Annotated in this window: 19 protein-coding genes and 1 pseudogene; 9 read left to right on the forward strand and 11 right to left on the reverse strand. The window is 71.4% G+C overall.

All coding sequences use genetic code 11. The features are described 5' to 3' along the window. Window positions 1-182: 182 nt before the first annotated feature. A complete protein-coding gene (locus KGQ19_RS37290; protein WP_212018191.1) occupies window positions 183-1,178 on the reverse strand; it encodes a DUF5937 family protein in 996 nt (331 codons plus the stop codon). Between the two features lie 182 nt (window positions 1,179-1,360). Continuing rightward, window positions 1,361-1,606 (reverse strand): hypothetical protein, encoded by a 246-nt coding sequence (locus tag KGQ19_RS37295; protein WP_212018193.1) that lies wholly within the window; start codon window positions 1,604-1,606, stop codon window positions 1,361-1,363. 334 nt (window positions 1,607-1,940) lie between these two features. Here KGQ19_RS37295 and KGQ19_RS37300 point away from each other — a divergent pair, with 334 nt between their 5' ends. From KGQ19_RS37300 to KGQ19_RS37310, 3 genes are all read left to right on the forward strand, one after another. After that, window positions 1,941-4,595, forward strand: coding sequence for an FtsK/SpoIIIE family DNA translocase (locus KGQ19_RS37300; protein WP_212018195.1), 2,655 nt, complete (start codon window positions 1,941-1,943; stop codon window positions 4,593-4,595). 297 nt (window positions 4,596-4,892) lie between these two features. Then, window positions 4,893-6,338, forward strand: coding sequence for a helix-turn-helix domain-containing protein (locus tag KGQ19_RS37305; protein ID WP_212018198.1), 1,446 nt, complete (start codon window positions 4,893-4,895; stop codon window positions 6,336-6,338). A gap of 105 nt (window positions 6,339-6,443) precedes the next feature. After that, window positions 6,444-7,217 (forward strand): methyltransferase domain-containing protein, encoded by a 774-nt coding sequence (locus KGQ19_RS37310; protein WP_212018200.1) that lies wholly within the window; start codon window positions 6,444-6,446, stop codon window positions 7,215-7,217. Window positions 7,218-7,221: 4 nt separating this feature from the next. Here the strand turns inward: KGQ19_RS37310 and KGQ19_RS37315 are convergent, their stop codons facing one another. Both KGQ19_RS37315 and KGQ19_RS37320 read right to left on the reverse strand, forming a co-directional pair. After that, window positions 7,222-7,653, reverse strand: a complete 432-nt coding sequence (locus KGQ19_RS37315) for a MarR family winged helix-turn-helix transcriptional regulator (RefSeq protein ID WP_230420027.1) — start codon at window positions 7,651-7,653, stop codon at window positions 7,222-7,224. Further along, the gene (locus KGQ19_RS37320; protein ID WP_212018202.1) at window positions 7,650-9,107 is read right to left on the reverse strand and encodes an MFS transporter; all 1,458 of its coding nucleotides are present in this window, start codon (window positions 9,105-9,107) and stop codon (window positions 7,650-7,652) included. The genes KGQ19_RS37315 and KGQ19_RS37320 overlap by 4 nt, the downstream gene beginning before the upstream one ends. A 96-nt stretch (window positions 9,108-9,203) precedes the next feature. On the opposite strand from KGQ19_RS37320, the gene rimO reads away from it, so the two are divergent. Genes rimO through KGQ19_RS37335 form a run of 3 tightly spaced genes read left to right on the forward strand, consistent with a single transcriptional unit; the run spans window position 9,204 to window position 11,936 of the window. Continuing rightward, window positions 9,204-10,817, forward strand: a complete 1,614-nt coding sequence (gene rimO, locus KGQ19_RS37325) for a 30S ribosomal protein S12 methylthiotransferase RimO (RefSeq protein ID WP_212018204.1) — start codon at window positions 9,204-9,206, stop codon at window positions 10,815-10,817. Further along, window positions 10,814-11,422, forward strand: coding sequence for a CDP-diacylglycerol--glycerol-3-phosphate 3-phosphatidyltransferase (gene pgsA, locus KGQ19_RS37330; protein WP_212018206.1), 609 nt, complete (start codon window positions 10,814-10,816; stop codon window positions 11,420-11,422). The genes rimO and pgsA overlap by 4 nt, the downstream gene beginning before the upstream one ends. Next, on the forward strand, window positions 11,415-11,936 hold the full coding sequence (locus KGQ19_RS37335) for a CinA family protein (protein ID WP_212018208.1): 522 nt from the start codon (window positions 11,415-11,417) through the stop codon (window positions 11,934-11,936). Before pgsA ends, KGQ19_RS37335 begins: the two co-directional genes overlap by 8 nt. 39 nt (window positions 11,937-11,975) lie before the next feature. On the opposite strand, the gene KGQ19_RS37340 is transcribed toward KGQ19_RS37335, so the two are convergent. Next, window positions 11,976-12,746 (reverse strand): phosphatase PAP2 family protein, encoded by a 771-nt coding sequence (locus tag KGQ19_RS37340; protein ID WP_212018210.1) that lies wholly within the window; start codon window positions 12,744-12,746, stop codon window positions 11,976-11,978. Between the two features lie 42 nt (window positions 12,747-12,788). Here KGQ19_RS37340 and KGQ19_RS37345 point away from each other — a divergent pair, with 42 nt between their 5' ends. Then, window positions 12,789-13,526 carry an SDR family oxidoreductase gene (locus KGQ19_RS37345; RefSeq protein WP_212018212.1) on the forward strand — a complete coding sequence of 246 codons (738 nt, stop codon included), beginning with the start codon at window positions 12,789-12,791 and terminating at the stop codon, window positions 13,524-13,526. An 86-nt stretch (window positions 13,527-13,612) separates the two neighbouring features. On the opposite strand, the gene KGQ19_RS37350 is transcribed toward KGQ19_RS37345, so the two are convergent. Both KGQ19_RS37350 and KGQ19_RS37355 read right to left on the reverse strand, forming a co-directional pair. Then, window positions 13,613-14,278, reverse strand: coding sequence for a response regulator transcription factor (locus tag KGQ19_RS37350; RefSeq protein WP_212018214.1), 666 nt, complete (start codon window positions 14,276-14,278; stop codon window positions 13,613-13,615). Then, window positions 14,275-15,516, reverse strand: a complete 1,242-nt coding sequence (locus tag KGQ19_RS37355; RefSeq protein ID WP_212018216.1) for a sensor histidine kinase — start codon at window positions 15,514-15,516, stop codon at window positions 14,275-14,277. The genes KGQ19_RS37350 and KGQ19_RS37355 overlap by 4 nt, the downstream gene beginning before the upstream one ends. Before the next feature lie 127 nt (window positions 15,517-15,643). Here KGQ19_RS37355 and KGQ19_RS37360 point away from each other — a divergent pair, with 127 nt between their 5' ends. After that, window positions 15,644-16,552 carry an ABC transporter ATP-binding protein gene (locus KGQ19_RS37360; RefSeq protein ID WP_212018219.1) on the forward strand — a complete coding sequence of 303 codons (909 nt, stop codon included), beginning with the start codon at window positions 15,644-15,646 and terminating at the stop codon, window positions 16,550-16,552. Next, a complete protein-coding gene (locus KGQ19_RS37365; RefSeq protein ID WP_212018221.1) occupies window positions 16,549-17,298 on the forward strand; it encodes a hypothetical protein in 750 nt (249 codons plus the stop codon). Before KGQ19_RS37360 ends, KGQ19_RS37365 begins: the two co-directional genes overlap by 4 nt. Window positions 17,299-17,387: 89 nt before the next feature. On the opposite strand, the gene KGQ19_RS52250 is transcribed toward KGQ19_RS37365, so the two are convergent. From KGQ19_RS52250 to KGQ19_RS37385, 4 genes and pseudogenes are all read right to left on the reverse strand, one after another. After that, the gene (locus KGQ19_RS52250; protein WP_212018223.1) at window positions 17,388-18,173 is read right to left on the reverse strand and encodes a GNAT family N-acetyltransferase; all 786 of its coding nucleotides are present in this window, start codon (window positions 18,171-18,173) and stop codon (window positions 17,388-17,390) included. An 82-nt stretch (window positions 18,174-18,255) separates the two neighbouring features. Further along, window positions 18,256-19,779: an MFS transporter gene (locus KGQ19_RS37375; protein ID WP_212018225.1), complete on the reverse strand. Its 1,524-nt coding sequence runs from the start codon at window positions 19,777-19,779 to the stop codon at window positions 18,256-18,258. 84 nt (window positions 19,780-19,863) lie between these two features. Further along, entirely contained in the window at window positions 19,864-20,922 is a 1,059-nt protein-coding gene (locus KGQ19_RS37380) for a class F sortase (RefSeq protein WP_212018227.1), read from the reverse strand. Continuing rightward, window positions 20,919-21,295: pseudogene (locus tag KGQ19_RS37385) on the reverse strand (hypothetical protein); the annotation flags it as partial. The pseudogene KGQ19_RS37385 and the gene KGQ19_RS37380, both read right to left, overlap by 4 nt.

The raw sequence follows: 21,295 nt of genomic DNA on the forward strand, positions 1-21,295 counted from the left end.
GTAACGGGGGTGGCCGGGATCGCCGGTCCGCATCCGGCGGACGGGGTGGTCCCGGCCATACGAAGCTTTCGCTGTACCCCCTGGTACATCCCACTTGGTCGGACCGCTGTCGCCGGTTGTGGTGACGGTGGGCGAAGTGCTGGGAAGCGCTGCGCGGTGCTGGGCCGAGCGGAGGGGCTCCTCTAGCGACGGTTCGCGGCGATCAGTTCCGCGCCGAGGCCGGTCAGCCGGTGCCGGACACTGCGTCCGGTCCGCTCGGTGACGACCAGTCCGGCCGAGCGCAGCGCCGCGGCGTGCGCCGACGCGGTGGGGGCCTTGACCCCCAGCAGCACGGCCAGCTCGCCGGTGGTGGGGTCGTCGCCGATGGCGCGCAGCGCGGCGGCGCGGGCCCGGCCGATGAGCGCGGCCAGGCCGTCGTGCGGGGACTCGGCCCCGATGAGCGCGGCCGCGGCGTCCAGGTCGGAGACCGGATAAGCCATCATCGAGCGTCGTCCGGGGGCGATGAGCGAACCCACATAGTGCCCGAACACCGAGGGTGTGAACGTCAGCCCGTCGCCGCGCAGGTCGTAGCGCCAGTCCGGGACCTTGGAGACGGCCAGCGACAGCTTCTCCGGCTCCCAGCTCAGCTTGGGGTGCAGGTCGTTCAGGACCGCGCCGGGGCCGTCGAGGGCCATCTGCCGGGCCCGGCGGCCGATGTCGGCGTCCAGGGCGCGGCGGATGTCCGGCCAGTCCTCGGCCAGGCAGGCCGTGTAGAGCGCGTGCATCGCGTCGGTCAGCACCGGGATCAGGCGCTCGCCGCGGTCGCGCAGGGCGTCGTAGGCCCGGGAGGGGCGGCGGTCCCAGGTGTCGAAGATCGTGAAGTCCAGTGCCAGGTCGGTGTCGCGGACCGCGCGCAGGGCGTCCAGCTCCTCCTCCACCCCCCGGTGCAGCCGGCCGCTCGGGGGCAGGTCGGGTATCAGGAAGGCCGGGGCGTAGTTGGGGATCGCGTTCAGCAGCTCCATCAGCGGCCGGCAGCGCTCGGGGATCTGGCGCAGTGCGCCGGCCAGCCAGCGCCGGTGCGCCGATCTCATGGGGCGGGTGGAGCCCAGTTGGTCCAGGCCGCGGACCAGATTCACCAGCGGTGAGGTCTCGAAGCCGACGCGGGCCAGGTCGGCGTTGGTCATGGGGATGCCGACCATGCCGCCTCACCCCCTCCTGGCCGCGACCGCCGTCCGCCGCCGGCCGTGCGGTGTTGGATTTGGCAGCACCCTGACAGGTCTGTCGCCTGTCTGCCTCGGATGATACGCCGCGGGCCCCCGACCCGGTGGGGTCAGGGGCCCGTGAGACGCGTTGCGAAACGCGGAACCGGTTACGAGTCGGTTCAGGCGGCGGTCTCGGCGAGCTCGCCGGCGGTCAGCTTCTCCGACAGGGCCTTCCACGCCGGGGCCTTCTCGCCGAACTTGGCGGCCAGCTCGGCCACCTCGGCGTTGATCTTCGTGCGGTCCGCGCCCTCGGTGGCGGACAGGATGCCGAACAGCTCCTCGGAGTCCACCTTCAGGTGCAGGTTCTTGCCGTCGCTGGAGGCGAAGTAGCAGAAGCCACCGCCCAGCGGCGTGAACCGCTTCATGTCACCGAAGACACGCGCGCCGCCGGCACCACCGGCACCGGCTCGCACGGATGCGCGCGCTGTCTTGCTTTCCTTCTTGGCACCGGCCACGACGGCCCTCCTCGATAGTCCCGGCGCGTCGAGCAGACGCGGACGAACCAGCTGATGAATGGGGTATCGACCCGCGCTGGCGGGGGCGGATACGCGGGCGCGTAGACGCCACCCACAAGGGGCCGACCGAACCACTTTAGCCTGAATGGCCGCCGGGACGGGAATCGGCGTCGCGGGCCGCACGCCGGTCCGACTTGCGTGTGGCGGGCGATACCGGTGGGACAACACCGGTAGCCTGGTCATCATGGCCACCCGTACGCCCTCCAAGAACAGCAAGGCAACGGCAGCCACATCCGCGTCCAAATCCGGCTCGAAGGGCTCGGCCGGATCATCGGGGGCGGCCAAGGGCGCCGCCGCGAGGAAGGGGCGCGGCAAGGCGGCCGCCGCCGACACCGCTTCGGCCGCGCCCGCGCCCAAGAACCCCCGCGCTCGCTCCGCCCGCAACGCCGGCCCGCTGGAGAAGGGCATCGGCAAGATCGCCTCCGGCTCGCGCCGAGGCGCCGGCCGCGCCTCGCAGCGGGCCTCCCAAGGGGCCAAGTCGCTGCACCCGGACCACCGGCGCGACGGCGTCGGCTTCGCCCTGATCGGCCTCGGGATAGTGATGGCCGCGGCGCTGTGGCACGGTTTCCCCGGCGCGGTGCCGCAGGCCATCGTGGCGCTGGTGGCCGGCGGCTTCGGCCGGGTCGGCGCGTTCACCCCGCTGCTGGTGTTCGGCCTGGCGGTGCGGGTGATCCGGCGGCCGGAGGAGTCCGCCGACACCAACCGGATGTCGATCGGCTGGGGGGCCTTCACCGTCGCCGCGGTCGGCCTGATCCACATCGCCGGCCACCTGCCGCACCCCTCGAACGGCGCCACGGCGATGCGCAACGCCGGCGGCTGGATCGGCTACGCGATCTCGGCGCCGCTGGTCTCGACCGTGTCCTCGTTCGTCGCGGTGCCGCTGCTGTTCCTCCTGCTGCTGTTCGGGGTCCTGGTCATCACCGCGACGCCGGTCTACCGGATCCCCGAGCGGATCCGGGCCGGGCGCGGGCACGCCGGCGGCTTCCTGCACTGGATGATCTTCGGCGAGCGCGAGGACCCGGACGCGCTGGCCGCCGAGGAGGACGACCCGTACGGGATACTCCCCGAAGAGGACGACCCCTCCGACAACGACGAGCGCAACCAACGGTTGCAGCAGGCCATCCAGAACGAGCCGACGATCTTCATCCCGATGCTGGACGAGCCGGCCGCGACCGACGCCGAGGCGCCGGAGTTCGTGCCGGTCGACGCGGACGACACCAAGGTGCCGATCCCGGTCTCGGTCCCGCGCAGCCGCAAGGCCGGCGGCAAGAAGGCGGGGGCGTCGGCCCCGGCGGCCTCCGGCTCGCCCAAGGACGCCGTCCAGGCGGCGATGGAGCTCTACGCGGCCACGGCCGACCCGGACGCCGAGTACAAGCTGCCGCCGCCGGACATACTGGGCGTCGGGGCGCCGCCGAAGACCCGCTCCAAGGCCAACGACGCGGTGGTGGCGGCGCTGGCCGAGGTGTTCAAGCAGTTCAACGTGGACGCCAAGGTGGTCGGCTTCACCCGCGGCCCGACGGTCACCCGCTACGAGGTCGAACTCGGCCCCGCGGTGAAGGTCGAACGGATCACCGCGCTGTCCAGGAACATCGCCTACGCGGTCGCCTCGGCGGACGTGCGGATCCTCTCGCCCATCCCCGGCAAGTCCGCGATCGGCATCGAGATCCCGAACACCGACCGGGAGAACGTGGCGCTGGGCGACGTGCTGCGCTCGGTGGAGGCCACCGGCGAGGCCCACCCGATGATGGTGGCGCTGGGCAAGGACGTCGAGGGCCGGCACATCGTGGCCAACCTGACCCGGATGCCGCACATGCTGGTGGCCGGCGCGACCGGCGCCGGCAAGTCCACCTGCATCAACACCCTGATCGTTTCGATCCTGTTGCGTGCCACCCCGGAGCAGGTCCGGCTGATCCTGGTGGACCCCAAGCGGGTGGAGCTGACCAGCTACGAGGGCATCCCGCACCTGATCACCCCGATCATCACCAACCCGAAGAAGGCGGCCGAGGCGCTGCAGTGGGTGGTGCGCGAGATGGACCTGCGCTACGACGACCTGGCCGACTCCGGCTTCCGGCACGTCGACGACTTCAACGCCGCGGTCCGGGCCGGCAAGCTCAAGCCGCTGCCGGGCTCGGAGCGCGTGTACCAGCCCTACCCCTACCTGCTGGTGATCGTCGACGAGCTCGCCGACCTGATGATGGTGGCCCCGCGCGACGTCGAGGACTCGATCGTCCGCATCACCCAGCTGGCCCGGGCCGCCGGCATCCACCTGGTGCTGGCGACCCAGCGGCCGTCGGTGGACGTCGTGACCGGGCTGATCAAGGCGAACGTGCCGTCCCGGCTGGCCTTCGCCACCTCCTCGCTGGCCGACTCCCGCGTCATCCTGGACCAGCCGGGCGCGGAGAAGCTGGTCGGCCAGGGCGACGCGCTGTTCCTGCCGATGGGCGCCTCGAAGGCGCAGCGGCTGCAGGGCGCTTACGTGTCGGAGACCGAGATCGCGGCGGTCGTGAAGTTCTGCACCGACCAGCTCACGCCGCTGTACCGGGAGGACGTCACCGGCCAGGCGGGCTCGAAGAAGGTGGTCGAGGAGGAGATCGGCGACGACCTGGACCTGCTGCTGCAGGCCGCGGAGCTGGTGGTGTCCACGCAGTTCGGGTCGACGTCGATGCTGCAACGCAAGCTGCGCGTCGGCTTCGCGAAGGCCGGGCGGCTGATGGACCTGCTGGAGACCCGGAACGTGGTCGGGCCCTCGGAGGGGGCGAAGGCGCGCGACGTGTTGGTGCGGGCGGACGATCTGGAAGGCGTGCTGGACTCGATAAGGGCCGAGGCCGGGGCGGACTAGGCGGCCGTTCTTTCTGCGAGGCGTCGCGGCGCGTTCCGATGAGGGACGGCTGCGGCGCCTTCGTCGTTGGCTGACGCTGCGCGGCCACGCTGCATGACGCTGTACGACGCTGCGCGATGCCGTTTATCGACAAGTCGATCAGAACTGACCCGCACGCCCTATCAATACGACATATGGGCGAATCCGTGTCGTGGTTCGCCTCAACCCGCTTTGTCTGGGGCATAGCCGTCTGTGCGGGGGCGTGCGCGGCGGGAGGTCCGGCGGGCTTACGGGTCAGGTGAATCGAGGCGGTGTCGCATGGGCGGTCAGCGGGCTGAGGACGAGCGGGACGGCGTGGGCGTCGGGCTCGACGAGGCGGACGCGCTGCGCGGCGGACGCTTCGTCGGGGATGAGGTGGCCGGCGGCGGGGTAGCCGGAGGCATCGGTGTCGGTGCGCGGACTGCGGCGCGCACCGACACCGTCACCGAAGTCGCCGCCGAGCAGGCGAGGGCCACCGAGTCCGGGGCGGACGCGGCGGTGGCCGCGTCGGTCCCGGCGCCTCCGGCGACGTCGGCGGCGCCGGCATCCCCGGTGACGCACTCCGTGCCGGCCGCCGCGTCGGAGCCGGGGTCGGTCCCGGATCCCGACAAGGCCCCGGCGGCCAAGCCCGTCGACCCGCTCGCGGTCGACCCGACCGGTCTGACCGACTCCCAGATCGTCGGCCGTCGGCTGGCGCTGGCACGGCAGCACGCCGGGTTGTCGATCGAGGAAGTCGTGGCGGCCACCCGGATCCGGCCGGGCATGCTGCGGGAGATCGAGTCCGGCGAGTTCGTGCACTGCGGCGGCGACGTCTACGCCCGCGGCCACGTGCGGGCCATCGCGAAGGTCGTGGGCATCGACCCGGAGCCGCTGCTGGCTGAGCACCCGCCGTTCGTGCCGACGGATCTGCCGGTGCGTGGCAGGTCGCGGGTGGTGCAGCGGCCGGAGTCGGGCAAGGCGTCCGGCGCCCAGGCCGCCTCCGCTGACGAGAAGAGCGGGCGGTCGGACAAGCGCTCGGCCCCGCCGGCGTCCAACGCCGTGCCGACCAGCGCCGCGCGGGACAACGCGGCGCGGTTCGCCGGGCGCGCTTCCAGCCGGGTGATCCGGCCGGCGGCCGAGGGCGCGGCGTTGGGCGTCGCGGGTGTGGCTGCGGCTGGCAAGGGTGCCGGTGCCGGTGCCGGTGTCGGCGCTGGTAGTGCGGGCAAGGGCGGCGGCTCCGGCTCGATCCGCCCGCCGCACCAGCACCGCAAGGACGACCCGGGCAAGATCGAGCGGCACCCGAAGTCGGCGAACTGGACCGCCGCGATGCTGGTGGCGCTCCTCGGCCTGGTGGTGTTCGCGGGCGTGCAGCTGATCGACGACGGTGGCGGCAGCGGGAAGCCGGCCGCGGCCGCGGCGCCCGCCGCCCCGGCCCCGAAGCCCGTCGCGCTCAAGCCCGCGCCCCCGGTGGCGCCGCCCGCGCCGAAGGGCGTCGCGGTCCGGATCGCCGCGGTCGGCTCGGACAGCTGGCTGGCCGTGACCGGCCCCGACGGTCGGATCCTGTTCGACAACCTGCTGCCGGCCGGGAGCACCCAGAACTTCCAGGACCCCAAGGAACTCGGCGTGACCCTCGGTAACGCCGCGGCCGTGCACATGACGCTGAACGGCAAGGACCTCGGTTCGGCCGGTGGCACCGGCGAGGTCGTGCACTTCACGCTGAACCCGACGGGCGCGGTCAACGGCTGAGGCCCGTGCGGGTGTGGCGGCGACCGTGACGGTCGCCGCCACACCCGCACATAACCCCTACCGCATCTCCACCACCGGCTCGCGGCGCGCTGCTTTGATGGGGCCATGACCAGCTCTGTCGCCAGTTCGGCCCCGGCGTCCTACCTCGACGCCGTCGCCGCCACCGATGCCGCCCGTTCCTACAAGCGCGCTCTGCTCGCCGCCCTCGCCGTCGAGCCGGGGCATCAGGTGCTGGACGTCGGCTGTGGGCCCGGTACCGACCTCGCGGCGTTGGCCGATGCGGCCGGGGCGACCGGCGCGGTCTTCGGTATCGACCAGGATCCGCGGATGGTGGCGACCACTCAGGAACGCATGGCCGACCGGCCGACCGTCGCCGTGCGCCAAGCCGACGCCCAGCAGCTCCCGTTCGACACCCACAGCATCGACCGGGCCCGCGCCGATCGCGTCCTGATGCACGTCGCCGATCCCGCCGCCGTGCTGGGCGAGATCCATCGCGTGCTGCGTCCCGGCGGCTTGCTCACGCTGGCCGAGCCGGACTGGGACACGCTCGCCATCGACCACCCCGATCTGGCCGTCAGCCGCGCCTTCACCGGCTACGTCGCCGAACGTCTCCACCGCAATCGGGCCATCGGGCGGCAGCTCCCGCGCCTCGCCGCCCACGCCGGATTCTCCTTGCGCGCCGTGCGGAACGAGGCCGTGGTCCTCACCGATTTCGGCACCGCCGAGACCATCCTCGGCCTACGCCGCAACACTGAACGCGCGGCAGCCGCCGGTTTCCTCACACCGGAGGAAACCGACGGCTGGCTCGAACACCTCAGGACCGACACGTTCTTCGCGACCGCGTCGTTCATCACGGTGGTCGCGCAGTCGGCGACCTGACCTTTCAGCATTCAGTCTCGGCGGCAGCCTTCTCCAGCAGCTCCGCGATCACCGCCAGCTCCTCGGAGTTCAGCCGCGAGAGTCCGGGGGCCGGCTCGGCGAGGATCCGGATCGCGGCCACCGCGACGGCGTGCCCCTCGGGCGTCAGCTCGACCATCTTCGCGCGCCGGTCGTCGGGGGCGACGTTGCGCGTCACCAGGCCGCGCTCCTCCAGGTCGTCGACCACGGTGGTGGTGTAGGGCTTGTCCCAGCCCAGGCGGGCCGCCAGCTCGCTCATCCGCAGCGGCCCGCGGACCAGTCGCCGCAGCGCGCGCGACCGGCCGAAGCTGACGCCGGTCGCCCGCTCCACGGCACTGCGGATATCGCGCTGCCGGAGCACCAGGTTCTGCATCGCGGCGTGCGCGCGGTAGGCGTCGTGGCTCGGGTAGTCGTTCATCGGAGTGCGGGGATCCCGTTGTCGGTGGTCGGCTCGGCCGGCTCGGTCAGCCGGGCCGCGGTGCGCTCGGCCGTCGCCGCCGCGCGCTTACCGGTCGTGAGCATACCTAGTACGAACACTGTGAGGCCGCAGCCGAACAGCAGCCACCAGCCCGCGTGGCTGGCGGCCGGCAGGCCGGTGCGGGCCGGACCGGTGGCCCGGGCCACGACCACGGAGCCGATGATCGCCACACCGAGCGTCTGCCCGACCTGGCGGCTGGTGGAGGCCACCGCCGCGGCGACCCCGGCCTGGGTCCGCGGCATGCCGGACACCGCGGTGTTGGTGATCGGCGGGTTCAGGACGCCGAAGCCCAGGCCCAGGACGGCGTAGGAGGCCAGCAGCAGTGCCAAGGGCGTGGTGGCCGAGAGCCCGGTCAGCATCAGGGCACTGAGAGCCAGCAGCAGGCCGGCGGCGATCAGCGGCACCCGCGGTCCGTGGTTGGCCACCCACCGGCCCGAGCGCGGTCCGGCGATGATGCTGGCCACGGCGATCGGCAGGGTGAGCAGACCGGCCTTCAGCGCGCTGTACCCGAGTGCGTCCTGCAGATACAGGGTGTTCATGAACAGGAATCCGCCCAGCGCCAGGAACCCCGAGACCGCCATCAGCGTGGCGCCGGAGAACGGCAGGCTCCCGAAGAACCGCGGGTCGATCAGCGGCTGCTCGCGGCGCAGTTCGTACGCCACGAACCCGGCCGCGGCCGCGATCGCCACGAGGAACACCGCGACGGTCTGGCCCGAGAGCCAACCGGCGCGCGGCGCCTCGATGATCGCGTAGGTGATGCCGGCCAGGAACACGATGCCCAGGAACTGCCCGACCGGGTCGAAACGGCGGGCGGTCGGCGCCTTGGACTCCGGCACGAAGGCCCGGGTCAGGACCACGGCCGCCACTCCGACCGGCACGTTCACCCAGAAGATGGACCGCCAGCTGAAGGCGCTCAGCAGCAGGCCGCCGACCACCGGGCCGAGCGCCATGCTCACCCCGAACGCCGCCGACCACAGGCCTATCGCCTTGGCCCGGTCCTTGGCGTCGGTGAAGACGTTGGTGATGATCGACATCGCGACCGGGTTCATCATCGCGCCGCCGACGCCCTGCAGGGCCCGGGCCCCGACCAGCGCCCCGAGGTTCGGGGCCAGCGCGCACAGCGCGGAGCCGACGACGAACAGCGAGGTCCCGGACATGAACACCTTGCGCCGGCCGAACCGGTCGCCGAGCGAGCCGGCCAGGATCAGCCCCGAGGCCAGGGTGAGCGTGTAGGCGTCGATGGTCCATTGCAGCCCGGAGACCGGGGCCTTCAGATCTCGCTGGATCGAGGGCAGGGCCACGTTCACGGCGGTGTTGTCGATGCCGACGATGAACAGACTCATGCAGCAGATCGCCAGGATGAGATAGCGACGGCTGTTCGCGCTCTCGGGCACGGTGCCTCCCCAAGAAAAGATTGTGTGTACACAATCATTGTTAGCACACAACAGTTGTGTCTGGCCAACTATTCCGCGCGCTGTAGCCTGGTGGCCATGTCCGGCACCGTGTCCCCAGCGACTCCCTCAGCGTCCCCGCGCCGCACCGTGGCCCTGGTCACGCTGGGCTGCGCCCGTAACGACGTGGACTCCGAGGAACTGGCCGGCCGGCTCGCCGCCGACGGCTGGGACCTGGTCGAGGACCCGAACGGGGCGGACATCGCGGTGGTCAACACCTGCGGGTTCGTCGAGGCCGCCAAGAAGGACTCGATCGACACGCTGATCGCGGCCGCCGACGCCAAGGACGAGGGCGCCGGTCCGAAGGCGGTGGTCGCCGTCGGCTGCCTGGCCGAGCGCTACGGACAGCAGCTCGCCGAGGCGCTGCCGGAGGCCGACGCGGTCCTGGGCTTCGACGACTACCAGGACATCAGCTCCCGGCTGACCGCGATCCTGCACGGCGAGCGGCCGATGTCGCACGTCCCGCGCGACCGTCGCACGCTGCTGCCGCTGACGCCGGTGGACCGGCAGGCGGCCAAGGGCGGCGTGGCGGTGCCGGGGCATGGCGACGTCGATGTCGCTGCCGATGCCGATGCCGATGCCGATGCCGATGCCGATGCCGGTCTCGGGCAGGCCGCGGCGGCTTCCGCGACCGCCGTCGCCGAGCGCCCCGACGACCCGACCCTGTCCCCGGTCGCCCCGCCGACCCGCCGGGTCCTGCGCCGCCGCCTCGACAACGGCCCCTCGGCCCCGCTCAAGCTGGCCTCCGGCTGCGACCGCCGCTGCTCGTTCTGCGCGATCCCGGCCTTCCGCGGCTCCTACCTGTCCCGCCGCCCGCACGACATCCTCGACGAGGGCCGTTGGCTGGCCGGGCAGGGTGTGCGCGAGCTGGTCCTGGTCTCGGAGAACTCCACTTCCTACGGCAAGGACCTCGGCGACCTCAAGCTCCTTGAGACGTTGCTGCCCGAGCTGGCCGCCATCGACGGCGTGGACTGGCTCCGGGTCAGCTACCTGCAGCCGGCCGAGATGCGCCCGACGCTGATCGACGTGATGTCCTCGACCGAGGGCGTCGTGCCCTACTTCGACCTCTCCTTCCAGCACTCGGCCCCCGGCCTGCTGCGCCGGATGCGCCGGTTCGGCGGGACCGAGTCGTTCCTGGAGCTGCTGGAAACCATCCGCACCCGGGTCCCGCACGCCGGTGTCCGCTCCAACTTCATCGTCGGCTTCCCGGGCGAGACCGCGGCGGACTTCGAGGAGCTGGAGAGCTTCCTGGCGCAGGCCCGGCTGGACGCGATCGGCGTGTTCGGGTACTCCGACGAGGACGGCACCGAGGCCGCCGGCTACGAGGACAAGCTGGACGAGGACGAGATCGGCGAGCGGGTCGCGCACCTGACCAGCGTGGCCGAGGAACTGACCGCGCAGCGCGCCGAGGACCGGATCGGCGAGCGGATCGACGTGCTCGTGGAATCCGTGGCGCCCGACGGTGTGGCCGAGGGCCGCGCGGCGTTCCAGGGCCCGGAGGTCGACGGCTCGGTCATGCTGGTGCCGGCCTTGGAGCCGGGCGTACCCACCGTCGAGCTCGTCCCCGGCGTGATCGTGCCGGCGAAGGTGGTGGGAAGTGAGGGGGTGGATCTGCACGCGGTGGCGATCACTCCCCTAAGCTTGGTCGGGTGAAGCCCGCCCTCCCAGACCCGCTGACGCTTGAGGCGTCCCCGGCGGGTCTGTGGAACATGGCCAACATCCTGACGATGGTCCGGCTGCTGCTGGTGCCGTTCTTCGGCTACCTGCTGGCCCACGACCACGGCCGCTCGGCCGCCTGGCGCGGCATGGCCTGCGCGGTGTTCGTGGTCGCCAACATCACCGACACCCTGGACGGCAAGGTCGCCCGGGCCCGCAACCTGGTCACCGACTTCGGCAAGATCGCCGACCCGATTGCCGACAAGGCCCTGATGGGCACCGCCCTGGTGATCCTCAGCGCGCTCGGTGAGCTGAACTGGTGGGTCACGATCGTGATACTGGCCCGCGAGCTGGGCATCACGCTGCTCCGCTTCTGGGTGCTGAAGTACGGCGTGATCGCGGCCAGCCAGGGCGGCAAACTGAAGACCTTCCTGCAGGGCTTCGCGATCCTCTTCTACCTGATCCCGACCTCGGCTACCTGGTGGCACTGGGTCAGTGTGGTGACGATGGCCGCCGCTCTGGTGCTGACCGTGGCGACCGGTGCTGACTATGTCGCGCGGGCGGTGCGGCTGCGGCTGAGCGGACAGAAGCGCAATGCCTGACGACGGCACTGGCACTGGCGCCGGCACCGGTACCGGTACCGGTACCGCCGACCGGATCGCGGAGCTCGCGCGGAGAGTGGTCCTGGACGGGACGGCCCGCGGGCACACCGTCGCGGTCGCCGAATCCCTGACCGGCGGGCTGGTGGCGGCCGCGATCACCTCGGTGCCGGGGGCTTCGGCGGTGTTCCGCGGTTCGGTGACCGCGTACGCCACTGAGATCAAGGCCTCGGTGCTCGGCGTGGACGCCGACCTGCTGGCCCGGGTCGGCGCGGTGGATCCCGAGGTGGCGCGGCAGATGGCAGCCGGTGTCCGACGACTGCTCGGGGCGACCATCGGCCTGGCCACGACCGGTGTGGCCGGTCCCACCGAGCAGGACGGCAAACCGGTCGGGCTGGTCTACATCGGCTATGACGGTCCCGCGGGTCTGATCGCCAGGGAGTTGCGACTGGCAGGCGATCGCGAAGCGATTCGCGCGCAGACCGTGGCGCAGGCGCTCGCTCTCGTCTTCAGCTAGGCGTCTTCAGCTTCGGGCTAGGCGTCCTTGGCCGGGCGGCTAGGCGTCCTCGGCCAGGTGCTTTCGGGTGCGCTCGGTTTCGGGTGTGCTCACCCGAAACCCAAGGACCCGAGCCACGCCGAACAACGCGGCGCCGCACAACGCGTATGACCCCAGGACGTCCGACACCCAGTGGTAGTCCATCCACACCAGCGAGAAGCCCACGGCCAGCGCCCACAGGGTCATCGCGGTGGCGATCGCGACGCGCGCCCGGTGCCCGGTGAACACGTAGGCCAGGATCAGCGCCGCGGTGCCGTATCCCAGCATCGTGTTGCCGGTGTGGCCGGACGGGAAGTAGCCGAGGCCGCCGGAAAGCGCGTTGCCGGCCATGCTGGGGCCCGGCCGGTCGCCGATCGCCTTCAGGACCAGGACGACCAGCAGCGCCGCGTAGCCGGCCGCCATCGCCAAGACCGGTCGCCGGCTGCGCCTGACTGCCGCAGCGCCGAGGCCGACCACCGCCAGCGCCGTCATCGGCACCTGGACCTGGAACGGGATGCCGGGGACGGTGACGCCGCCGCCGAGGTCGGCGATGGCCTTGAACACCGGCCAGCGGTGCTTGCCGTCCGTCGCGTGCGCGACGTTCTGGATGTGGTCGCGGGCCCAGACATCGAACGAGGTCAGGAAGGTCGGCCTGGCCAGCACCAGGACCCACAGCACCAGGAAGATGCCGAGCAGGATCAGCGGGATCCGGACCTCCGGCCGCCGCAGCGAGTCCCACCGGCGGCCGGCCTGCTGCTCCCGGTCGGCGACCTCGATCCGCACGTCACTCATCACCGCCCACTTTCGCATACCGAACCGGCTACCGTGCCGACTATGGAACGCCTCACCATCATCACCGGCGGCGGCCGGGGCATCGGCCGCGCCACCGCGCTGCGCCTGGCCCGCGACGGCCACGACATCGCCTTCAGTTACCTCAGCGACGACAGTGCGGCGAAGGCGACCGCGGACGAGGTCCGCGAGCTCGGCCGGAACTGCGTCGCGGTCAAGATGGACACCACCGACGAGGCCGACGTGGACCGGCTCTTCGACACCGCGATCGGCGAGCTCGGCGGGCTGACCGGGCTGGTCAACAACGCCGGTGTGACCGGCCCGCTGACCCGCCTGGTCGACGCCGATCCGGCCGACATCCGGCGGGTGGTGGACGTGAACGTGGTCGGCTACCTGCTGTGCTGTCGGCGGGCGGCCAAGGAGATGGCCGCGCGCGGCGGCGGCGCGATCGTCAACGTCTCCTCCGGTGCCGCGACGCTCGGTTCGCCGGGCGACTATGTGCACTACGCCGGGGCCAAGGCCGCCATCGACTCGTTCACCGTGGGGCTGTCGAAGGAACTCGGGCCGGACGGCATCAGGGTGAACTCGGTCCAGGCCGGTCTCATCCGGACCCGCATCCACGCCGACATGGGCGATGCGGAGCGCGCGGAGCGGCGCGGCGCGCTGCTCCCGCTCGGCCGTGCCGGGGAGCCGGACGAGGTCGCGGCGGCGATCGCGTGGCTGCTCAGTGACGACGCCAGCTATGCCACCGGTGCGGTGCTGCGCGTGGCCGGCGGGTTGTAGGCGGTTTCTTCGGCGGTGTGGTGCCGGCGGTGCGGGCGTTCTCCTTGGGCGGTGCCGGCGCTTCACTCTGGCGGTGCGGGCCCGCACTACCCGGCCCGCACTATGCCGCCTTCATAGGCACGGATGACCAGCTGGGCCCGATCCCTCGCCTCAAGCTTGGCCAGCAGCGCCGACATGTGTGTCTTGACCGTGGACATCGAGACGAAGAGGTTCGCGCAGATCTCGGTGTTGGACAGCCCCCGTGCGACGAGGACCAGGACCTCCAGTTCGCGAGCGGTCAGGCCGTCGAGCTCGGCGTCCGGCACCGTCGTCGGGTGGTTCGGTGCGGTGCGTCCCCGGACGAATTCCGTGATCAGCCGCCGGGTCGCGGCCGGGGTCAGCAGCGCCTCGCCGCCGCGGATCACCTCGATCGCCTTGATCAGGTCGGCCGGCGGCGAGTCCTTGAGCAGGAAGCCGCTGGCTCCGGCGAGCAGGCCCTCGTAGACGTACTCGTCGAGGTCGAAGGTAGTCAAGATCAAAACCCTGATGCCGTCGGTGGCCGCGGTGATCCGGCGGGTGGCCTCGATGCCGTCCAGCACCGGCATCCGGACATCCATCAGGACCAGGTCCGGACGCAGCTGGGCGGCCAGCCGCACGGCCTGCGCGCCGTCCGCGGCCTCGCCGACGACTTCGCAGCCGTCGTAGCCGTTGACCAGGGCCCGCAGCGATGCCCGGAGCAGGGCCTGGTCGTCGGCGAGCAGGATGCGGCTCATGCCGGGAACCTCGCCGCCACCACGAATCCGCCGTCGGCCGCGGATCCGGCCGAGAACGTGCCGCCGAACAGCTCGGTGCGCTCGGCCATGCCGCGCAGGCCGTGGCCGGGCGGGCTCGCGGGCGCGGGCGGCAGCCTGTCCGGCGGCGGGGGATTGGCGATCGTGACCGCCACCTCGTGCGGCTCGAAGCGCAGGAGTACCGAGCCGGAGGTGGTTCGCGCGTGGCGCAGGATGTTGGTCAGGGATTCCTGCACGATCCGATACACGGCCAAGCCGACCGCCGCGGGGATGGTTCGGCGCTCGCCCTCCTCCCGGAGGCTGATCCGCAATCCGGCTTGGGTGGCCTGGGAGATGAGGGTGCCGATGTCGACGAGATCCGGCACCGGTGCTCTATCCGGGGGTGACGCCGCGGAGGCGGCCGAGGTCTCCGAGGTCGACGGGGTGCCGCGGAGCACTCCGAGCAGCTGCCGCATGTCGATCATCGCTGTGCGGCCGGTTTCCTCGATGGCCGTCAACGTTGCGCGCATCTGGTCGGCTTCGTGCTCGCGGAACACGGCGACCCCGGCCTGCACGGTGATCAGGCTGAGCGCGTGCGCGACGACGTCGTGCAGCTCCCGGGCGATCCGCAGTCGTTCCCGGGCCATCCGCGAGGTGACTTCGGCCTCGATCTTGGCGGTGCGCTCGGCGGCCATCGCTTCCCGGTGCTGCCGCTGCTGGCGGACGGCGTAGCCGGTCAGGGCCGGTCCGACGCCGATCGTGACCGCGCTGAGCACCGTGACCGACGGCGGGTAGTGCAGGCCCGACAGGATCGCCAGGGCCGCCACCAGGACCCCGGCGGAGGCCAGCGTGACGACGCGGCCGGAGCAGGAGGTCGCGACCGTGTAGAGCGCGAACATCATCGCGAACGGCCCGTAGGCGTTGTAGGGCGGCGCGGAGGAGGCCAGGGTGACGGTCGCGGCGGTGAGCAGCAGCCAGACGGCCAGCGGGAAGCGGCGGCGGGCCAGGAACGCCAGCGTGACGCCGAGGACCAGCAGCGACAACCACGGGTTCTGATGGGCCGGGCTGGTCGCGGCCGGGTTGGACGTGGCCGGGCGGGACCGGCCGACCGGTATCAGGATCAGCAGCACCACCACCGTGTCCAGCGCCACCCAGTGCCACGGCCGCATCCGCGCGAGGAGCCGGGCGCCTTCGGGCGTCCGGCTCGGCGGAGGCGCGGGGTGCGCCGCGAGGTCGGCCATGAGCCGACGGTAAGCCCGCGGACGTGCGGTGATCAACGAAAACCGGGAAAACCATACCGGGGTAGGAGACAAGAGACCGGACCGTGCTCCGATGCGCGCCCAGCCAGCCCTTTGCGATCGTAAACGCATGATCGAAATCGAGGACCTGAGCAAACGCTACGGCGACCGATACGCCGTACGCGACCTGACGTTCAGCGTGTTTCCGGGCCGGGTGACCGGCTTCCTCGGGCCGAACGGCTCGGGGAAGTCCACCACGATGCGCGCCGTCCTCGGCCTGGACCTGCCCACCGCCGGCCGGATCCGGGTCGACGGCCGCCCCTACGCCGCGCTGGAACGGCCGCTGACCCACGTCGGCATGCTGCTCGACGCCGGGGGAGTGCACCCCGGCCGCAGCGCCCGCCAACACCTGCGGGCGGTGGCCGCGGCCGGGAGACTCCCGGCCCGCCGGGTGGACGAGGTGCTGGCCCGGGTCGGCCTGACCGACGCGGCCGGCCGCCGGGCCGGCGAGTTCAGCCTCGGCATGCGGCAGCGGCTGGGAATCGCGACCGCGCTGCTCGGCGATCCGGGGATCCTGTTGCTCGACGAGCCGGTCAACGGACTGGATCCGGAGGGCGTCCGGTGGATCAGGGACCTGATGAAGAGCCTGGCCGCCGAGGGACGCACGGTGTTCGTCTCCAGCCACCTGATGAGCGAGATGGAGAACACCGCCGACCACCTGGTGGTGATCGGGCGGGGCCGGTTGATCGCCGACATCCCGGCAGGTGAGCTGATCGAGCGCTACAGCGACGGATTCCTGAGCGTGCGCACCACTGATCCCGGTCGACTGATCACCGTCCTGGCCGCGGCCGGAGCCCAGGTGACGCCGGAAAATGCCGACACCGTACGGGTGGACGGGCTGTCGGGGGACGCCGTGGCCCGGTTGGCGCACCAGGCCGGAGTACTGGTGCTGGAGACGGCGCGGCATGCGACGTCGTTGGAGGACGCCTATCTGCGGCTGACCGATGCCGCGGTCGAGTACCGGGGGGTGCCGGCATGATCAAGTCGGAGTGGATCAAGCTCTGGAGCGTGCGCTCGACCTGGTTCGCGCTCTACGTGGCGGCGGCCGGGACGATCGGCCTCGCGGCGACCTATGCACTGGTCGCCAAGGCCGGAGACGTGGAGCCGACCGACGCCTTGCAGGGAGCGGTATTCGGGCAGCTGGCGTTCGGCGTGCTCGGAGTGCTGGTCGTCTCGTCGGAGTTCACCACCGGGCTCATCCGGACCACGTTCGCGACGATACCCCGCCGACGCATAGTGATCACGGCGAAGGCCGGTCTGCTGTTCGCGGTGCTGATAGCCGCAGGGCAGGTGGTCTCGTTCGCGGCGTTCTTCACAGCGGAGATCTTGTTGGCACGACGCGGCGTGCACTTCTCGCTGACGAACCACGACGTGCCGGTATCAGTACTCGGATGCGGCTTCTGCATGGCCTTCATCGGGATGTTCGGATTCTGCCTCGGGGTGCTGTTACGCCGGACGACCGCGGCCGTCGCGACCTTCGTCGGCGTCGTCTTCGTCGGGATGGGTGTGATCCCCGCGTTGCTGCCGGACAGTCTGCGAGCCGACGCGGTGCGCCTGACGTTCACCAAGGTCGGGGAGGCGATGGCCACGCCAGGACGCACGGCGCCGCGTTTGGCGAACGACCATGTGTTGAGCACCGGGCCCGCGTGGGGCGTGTGCCTGCTGTACCTGGCAATCTCCGTCGCGGCACCACTGTTGATCGTCACCCGACGCGACACGAATTGAGGGCCCTGATATGCAGCTACTACCGCATCAGTCAACGTTCGCCCGGGTGACGACCTGGCGTAGGCGGGCCGCCGCGTTCTATCTATGCGCTACTCCGCCGGCGGCTTCCAGATATACGGAGTGGTCGTCGTCACCGAACTCATGCCGAGCCGCTCGAGAATGGGCCGGGAGTCCTCCGTGCAGTCCACCTGGAGGAATTCGTATCCGCGGGCGAGCGCCACCTGTGCTCGGTGCGCCACCAGGGCTTTGTAGACGCCCTTGCCGCGCCACTCGGGTCGAGTGCCGCCGCCCCACAGGGAAGCGAACCGTCCGGGACCGAACCGCAGCCAGCCGGAACACACTGCCTGGTCGCCGGCCTCGGCCAGAACGACGAGCGTCCCCTTCTCGACCTCGCTCGCCAGATAGTCCACCATGCCGGGGAACTTCTCGCCGAACGCCGCCAGGTTCAGTTCGTCGATCTTCTCCAGGTCCGCCCGTTCGGTGACCTCACGCAGCCGCACGCCGTCCGGCGGTCGCGGTGTCGCCGCCAGCGGTGCGGCCCGGCCGATCACCACCGTCTCCTGCTCCTGTGCCATGAACCCGGCCTCGAGCAGCAGGTGCGGCAGTTCGGGCGGGGCGTCGTGGCCGTAGGTCTTCCACTCGAACGCCTGGCCGCGCTCGGCGAAGAACGCGACCTGGCGCGCGATCAGCGCCTGAAGTTCGCCGCCCTGCAGGCCGCCAAGGTGCGGGTACAGGACGAAGTTGCCGTTCCCGGCCGCGCCGGCGCGGCGGAAGAGCGGACCGTCCCGGTCCACCGTGGACCCGGGACTCTCGTTCGGGCTCGCGGTGCGCACCTCGGAGTCATAAGCGTGCAGGAGTTCGTCGTTTTCGGTCACTGTCGGCACAGTACTGGTAGGCCGCCGCGCGGCACAGGGGATTGATCGCTGTTGGTCCTGGCCTTGGCGAGCAGGGCGAGGTCTACATGTGCACGACGCCGCCGCCCTGCTCTTCGGGATCTGTCTTTGGCGCACCCGATCTGTAGAGCAGGAAGCAGACGACCATGCCGACGGCGAAGAACGCTGCGGACCAGCGGTAGGCGGTGGCGTAGCTGTGCAGGTTTGCTTGGGCCGTCACCAGTGCGGATGGTGTCTTGCCCTTGGCGTAGTTCGCCGCGGCTGTGGCGGCCAGGGTGGACAGGAGTGCGGTGCCGATGGAGCCGCCGACCTGCTGGCAGGTGTTGACCATCGCGGAGGCGACGCCGGCGTCGTCGGGGCGTACGCCGTAGGTGGCCATCGCCATTGCCGGGGCGAAGATCAGGCCCATGCCGAAGCCGAGGACCAGGAGTGGGGGTAGGACGTGTGGGGCGTAGGAGCTGTGCAGGTCCAGGCGGGTCAGCCAGAGCATGCCGATCAGGCCGCAGAGCATGCCGACGGGGACCAGTGGTCGGGGACCGATTCTTGGCAGCAGTCCGATTGTCGCGATCTGTGCGGCGACCATCAGTGTGGCGATCATCGGTAGGAATGCCAGGCCGGTTTTGACCGGCGAGTACCCGAGGATCACCTGGAGGTAGTAGGTCAGGAAGAGGAAGACGCCGAACATGCCGGCGCCGGTGACGAACATGCCGAGGTAGGACGCGCCGCGGTTGCGCTCGCCCGGGACGCGCAGGGGGAGCAGCGGGTGCGGGGCCCGGGTCTGCCACCAGGCGAAGGTGATGAGCAGGATGCCGCCGAGGAGCAGGCTTACCCAGGATTGCGGGGAGCTCCATCCCTTCTCCTCGGCCCGGGAGAAGCCGAAGACCAGCAGGAACAGTCCTGAACAGGCCAGTACGGTGCCCGGGATGTCGAGTGTCGGGCGGCCGGCGGGGCGGTGGTTCGGGACGTAGGCCAGTGCGCCGACCAGGGCCACGGCCGCGATCACCAGGTTGATGAACAGCGTCCAGCGCCAGTTCAGGTATTCGGTGAGCAGGCCGCCGAGCAGGAGTCCGATTGCGCCGCCGGCACCGGCTACCGCGCCGTAGACCGCGAAGGCCCTGTTTCGCTCGGCCGGGCGGGTGAAGGTGGTGGTCAGGGCGCTCAGGGCGGCCGGGGCGAGCAGGGCGCCGAACAGGCCTTGGAGCGCGCGTCCGCCGATCAGGACCCCGACGTTCGGCGCGATACCGGCCAGGGCTGAGGCCACCGCGAAGCCGACCAGGCCGCCGACCAGCGCGGTGCGCCGGCCGAACAGGTCGGCGAAGCGCCCGCCGACCAGTAGCAGCGAGCCGAAGGCGAGGGCGTAGGCGGTGACGATCCACTGCCGTGAGCCGTTGTTGAAGCCCAGGTCGCGCTGCGCCGAGGGGAGCGCGATGGTCACCACCGTCGCGTCCAGGACCACCATCAGCTGCGCCAGGCTCACCACGCCGAGGATCATCCACTCGTGGGGTGCCCGCGGGCCGTATCCGTCGTCCTCCGCAGCCTGTTTCGCGGCGTTGGACGCGGTCGTCGCACTCTCCGACGGCGATGCCATGTCGGTCCCTTCCTGGGCGACAAGTCGATGAGTCCGACGCTATGCCGGGCCGCTGCGAGCCGCATTTCGGGAGGCGAGGGCTACTCAGCGCGAGCCGACCAGGTGCGCGTAGACGATGACGTTGTCGGCGTAACCGGTCCGGCGGTCATAGCGGCCACCGCAGGTGATCAGCCGCAGGGCCGCGTAGCCGGTGGGCCCGTAGACCTCGCGGGTCGGGAAACCGGTCTTCGGCACCAGCGCGACCGAGTCGACCCGGAACTCCGCGACCCGCCGATCCGCCCGCGCCACATCGACATCGTCCCCGGGCCGCACCGCCCCGAGCTCATAGAACGCGGCACGATTGCCCGGCGCGAACCGCGAATCGACATGCCCGGTGATGACAGCGGGCCCAGCCTGCCCCGGCGCGGGCCCGCGGTCGTACCACGCGGCCATCAGCGGCTCCTTGGCCGGCGGCACCCCGATCTCGCCGTCCTGGGCCAAACCCAGCGCGAGGACATTGGCATGAATGCCCACCCGAGTGACGGTGACGCGCGTCGGCCGGGCATAGCCCAAGGGCGCGGCCCGGTGCCCAACAGCGCCGACGGCACGGTTCGCCCACGCCGGGGGCAAGGGCGGCGGCACCGGATCGGCGAGTGTCAGCGCGCGAACAAGGAAACCGGACCCGACGACGACCGCCGCCAGCGACGCGAAGGCCAAAGCCCGCCCCGGGTGGCGTGCCTCGGGCACCGCGAGCTCAGCCTTCGGCGGCAGTGTGCTGCCCCGTGACCCGCCTCGCACACCGACCTCAAGATGCGAACCACCGGCGGCCGGGGCCTCGGGAACACGCTCGCCGATGGCGTGGAAGATCGGGCGGCGCGATGCAAGGGGCGGCTTGAGGTAGTTCTCAGTGGGCATGGCGCCGAGTGCGCCGCTGTTCGGGCTGCCGCCTGGGCTGCTGCCCGTACTGCCCGTACTGTCGCCCGCGCCGCCGCCTGGGATGCCTACTGCACTGCCTGCACTGCCGACTGCGCCGCGGATCGGGCTGCTGCTGACCGCAGCGCTGACTGCACTGCCTACTGCACTGCCTGGGCTGCCGACCGCAGCGCTGACCGCGCTGTCGGCTGCGCTGCCGATCGGGATGCCGACCACCGTCGGGTCGTTCATCCGCGGGCGCCTGCTCGGCGGCGGCGGATGAAGGAGGCGGTGCCGAAGGCTAGGCCGCCTAGGAGGAATGCGCTGCCTACGGCTGCGTCGCCTATGCCGAGGTGGTCTTCGGCGGAGCCGTCGCCGGTGGCCGCGGCGCCGGCGGGGGTGAGTGCGGCGCGGCGGGTGGTGCTGATGTGGACTGTGGCGGTCAGGGTGCTGCCGCAGTGGAGGGTGATCGTGTAGGTGCCCGCTGCCAGGCCTTCGCGGAGGGTGCCGCCTCCGCCGGTCATGTTGGACAGGGGGGCCAGGTTGATCGGGGCGGTGAGGGCTTGGGAGGTCGCGGTGCCGTTGGGGGCGGTGCATTCGTTGGCGTCGTAGACCCAGACCTGGG

The organism is Catenulispora pinistramenti (assembly GCF_018274385.1).
Taxonomy (GTDB): Bacteria; Actinomycetota; Actinomycetes; order Streptomycetales; family Catenulisporaceae; genus Catenulispora; species Catenulispora pinistramenti.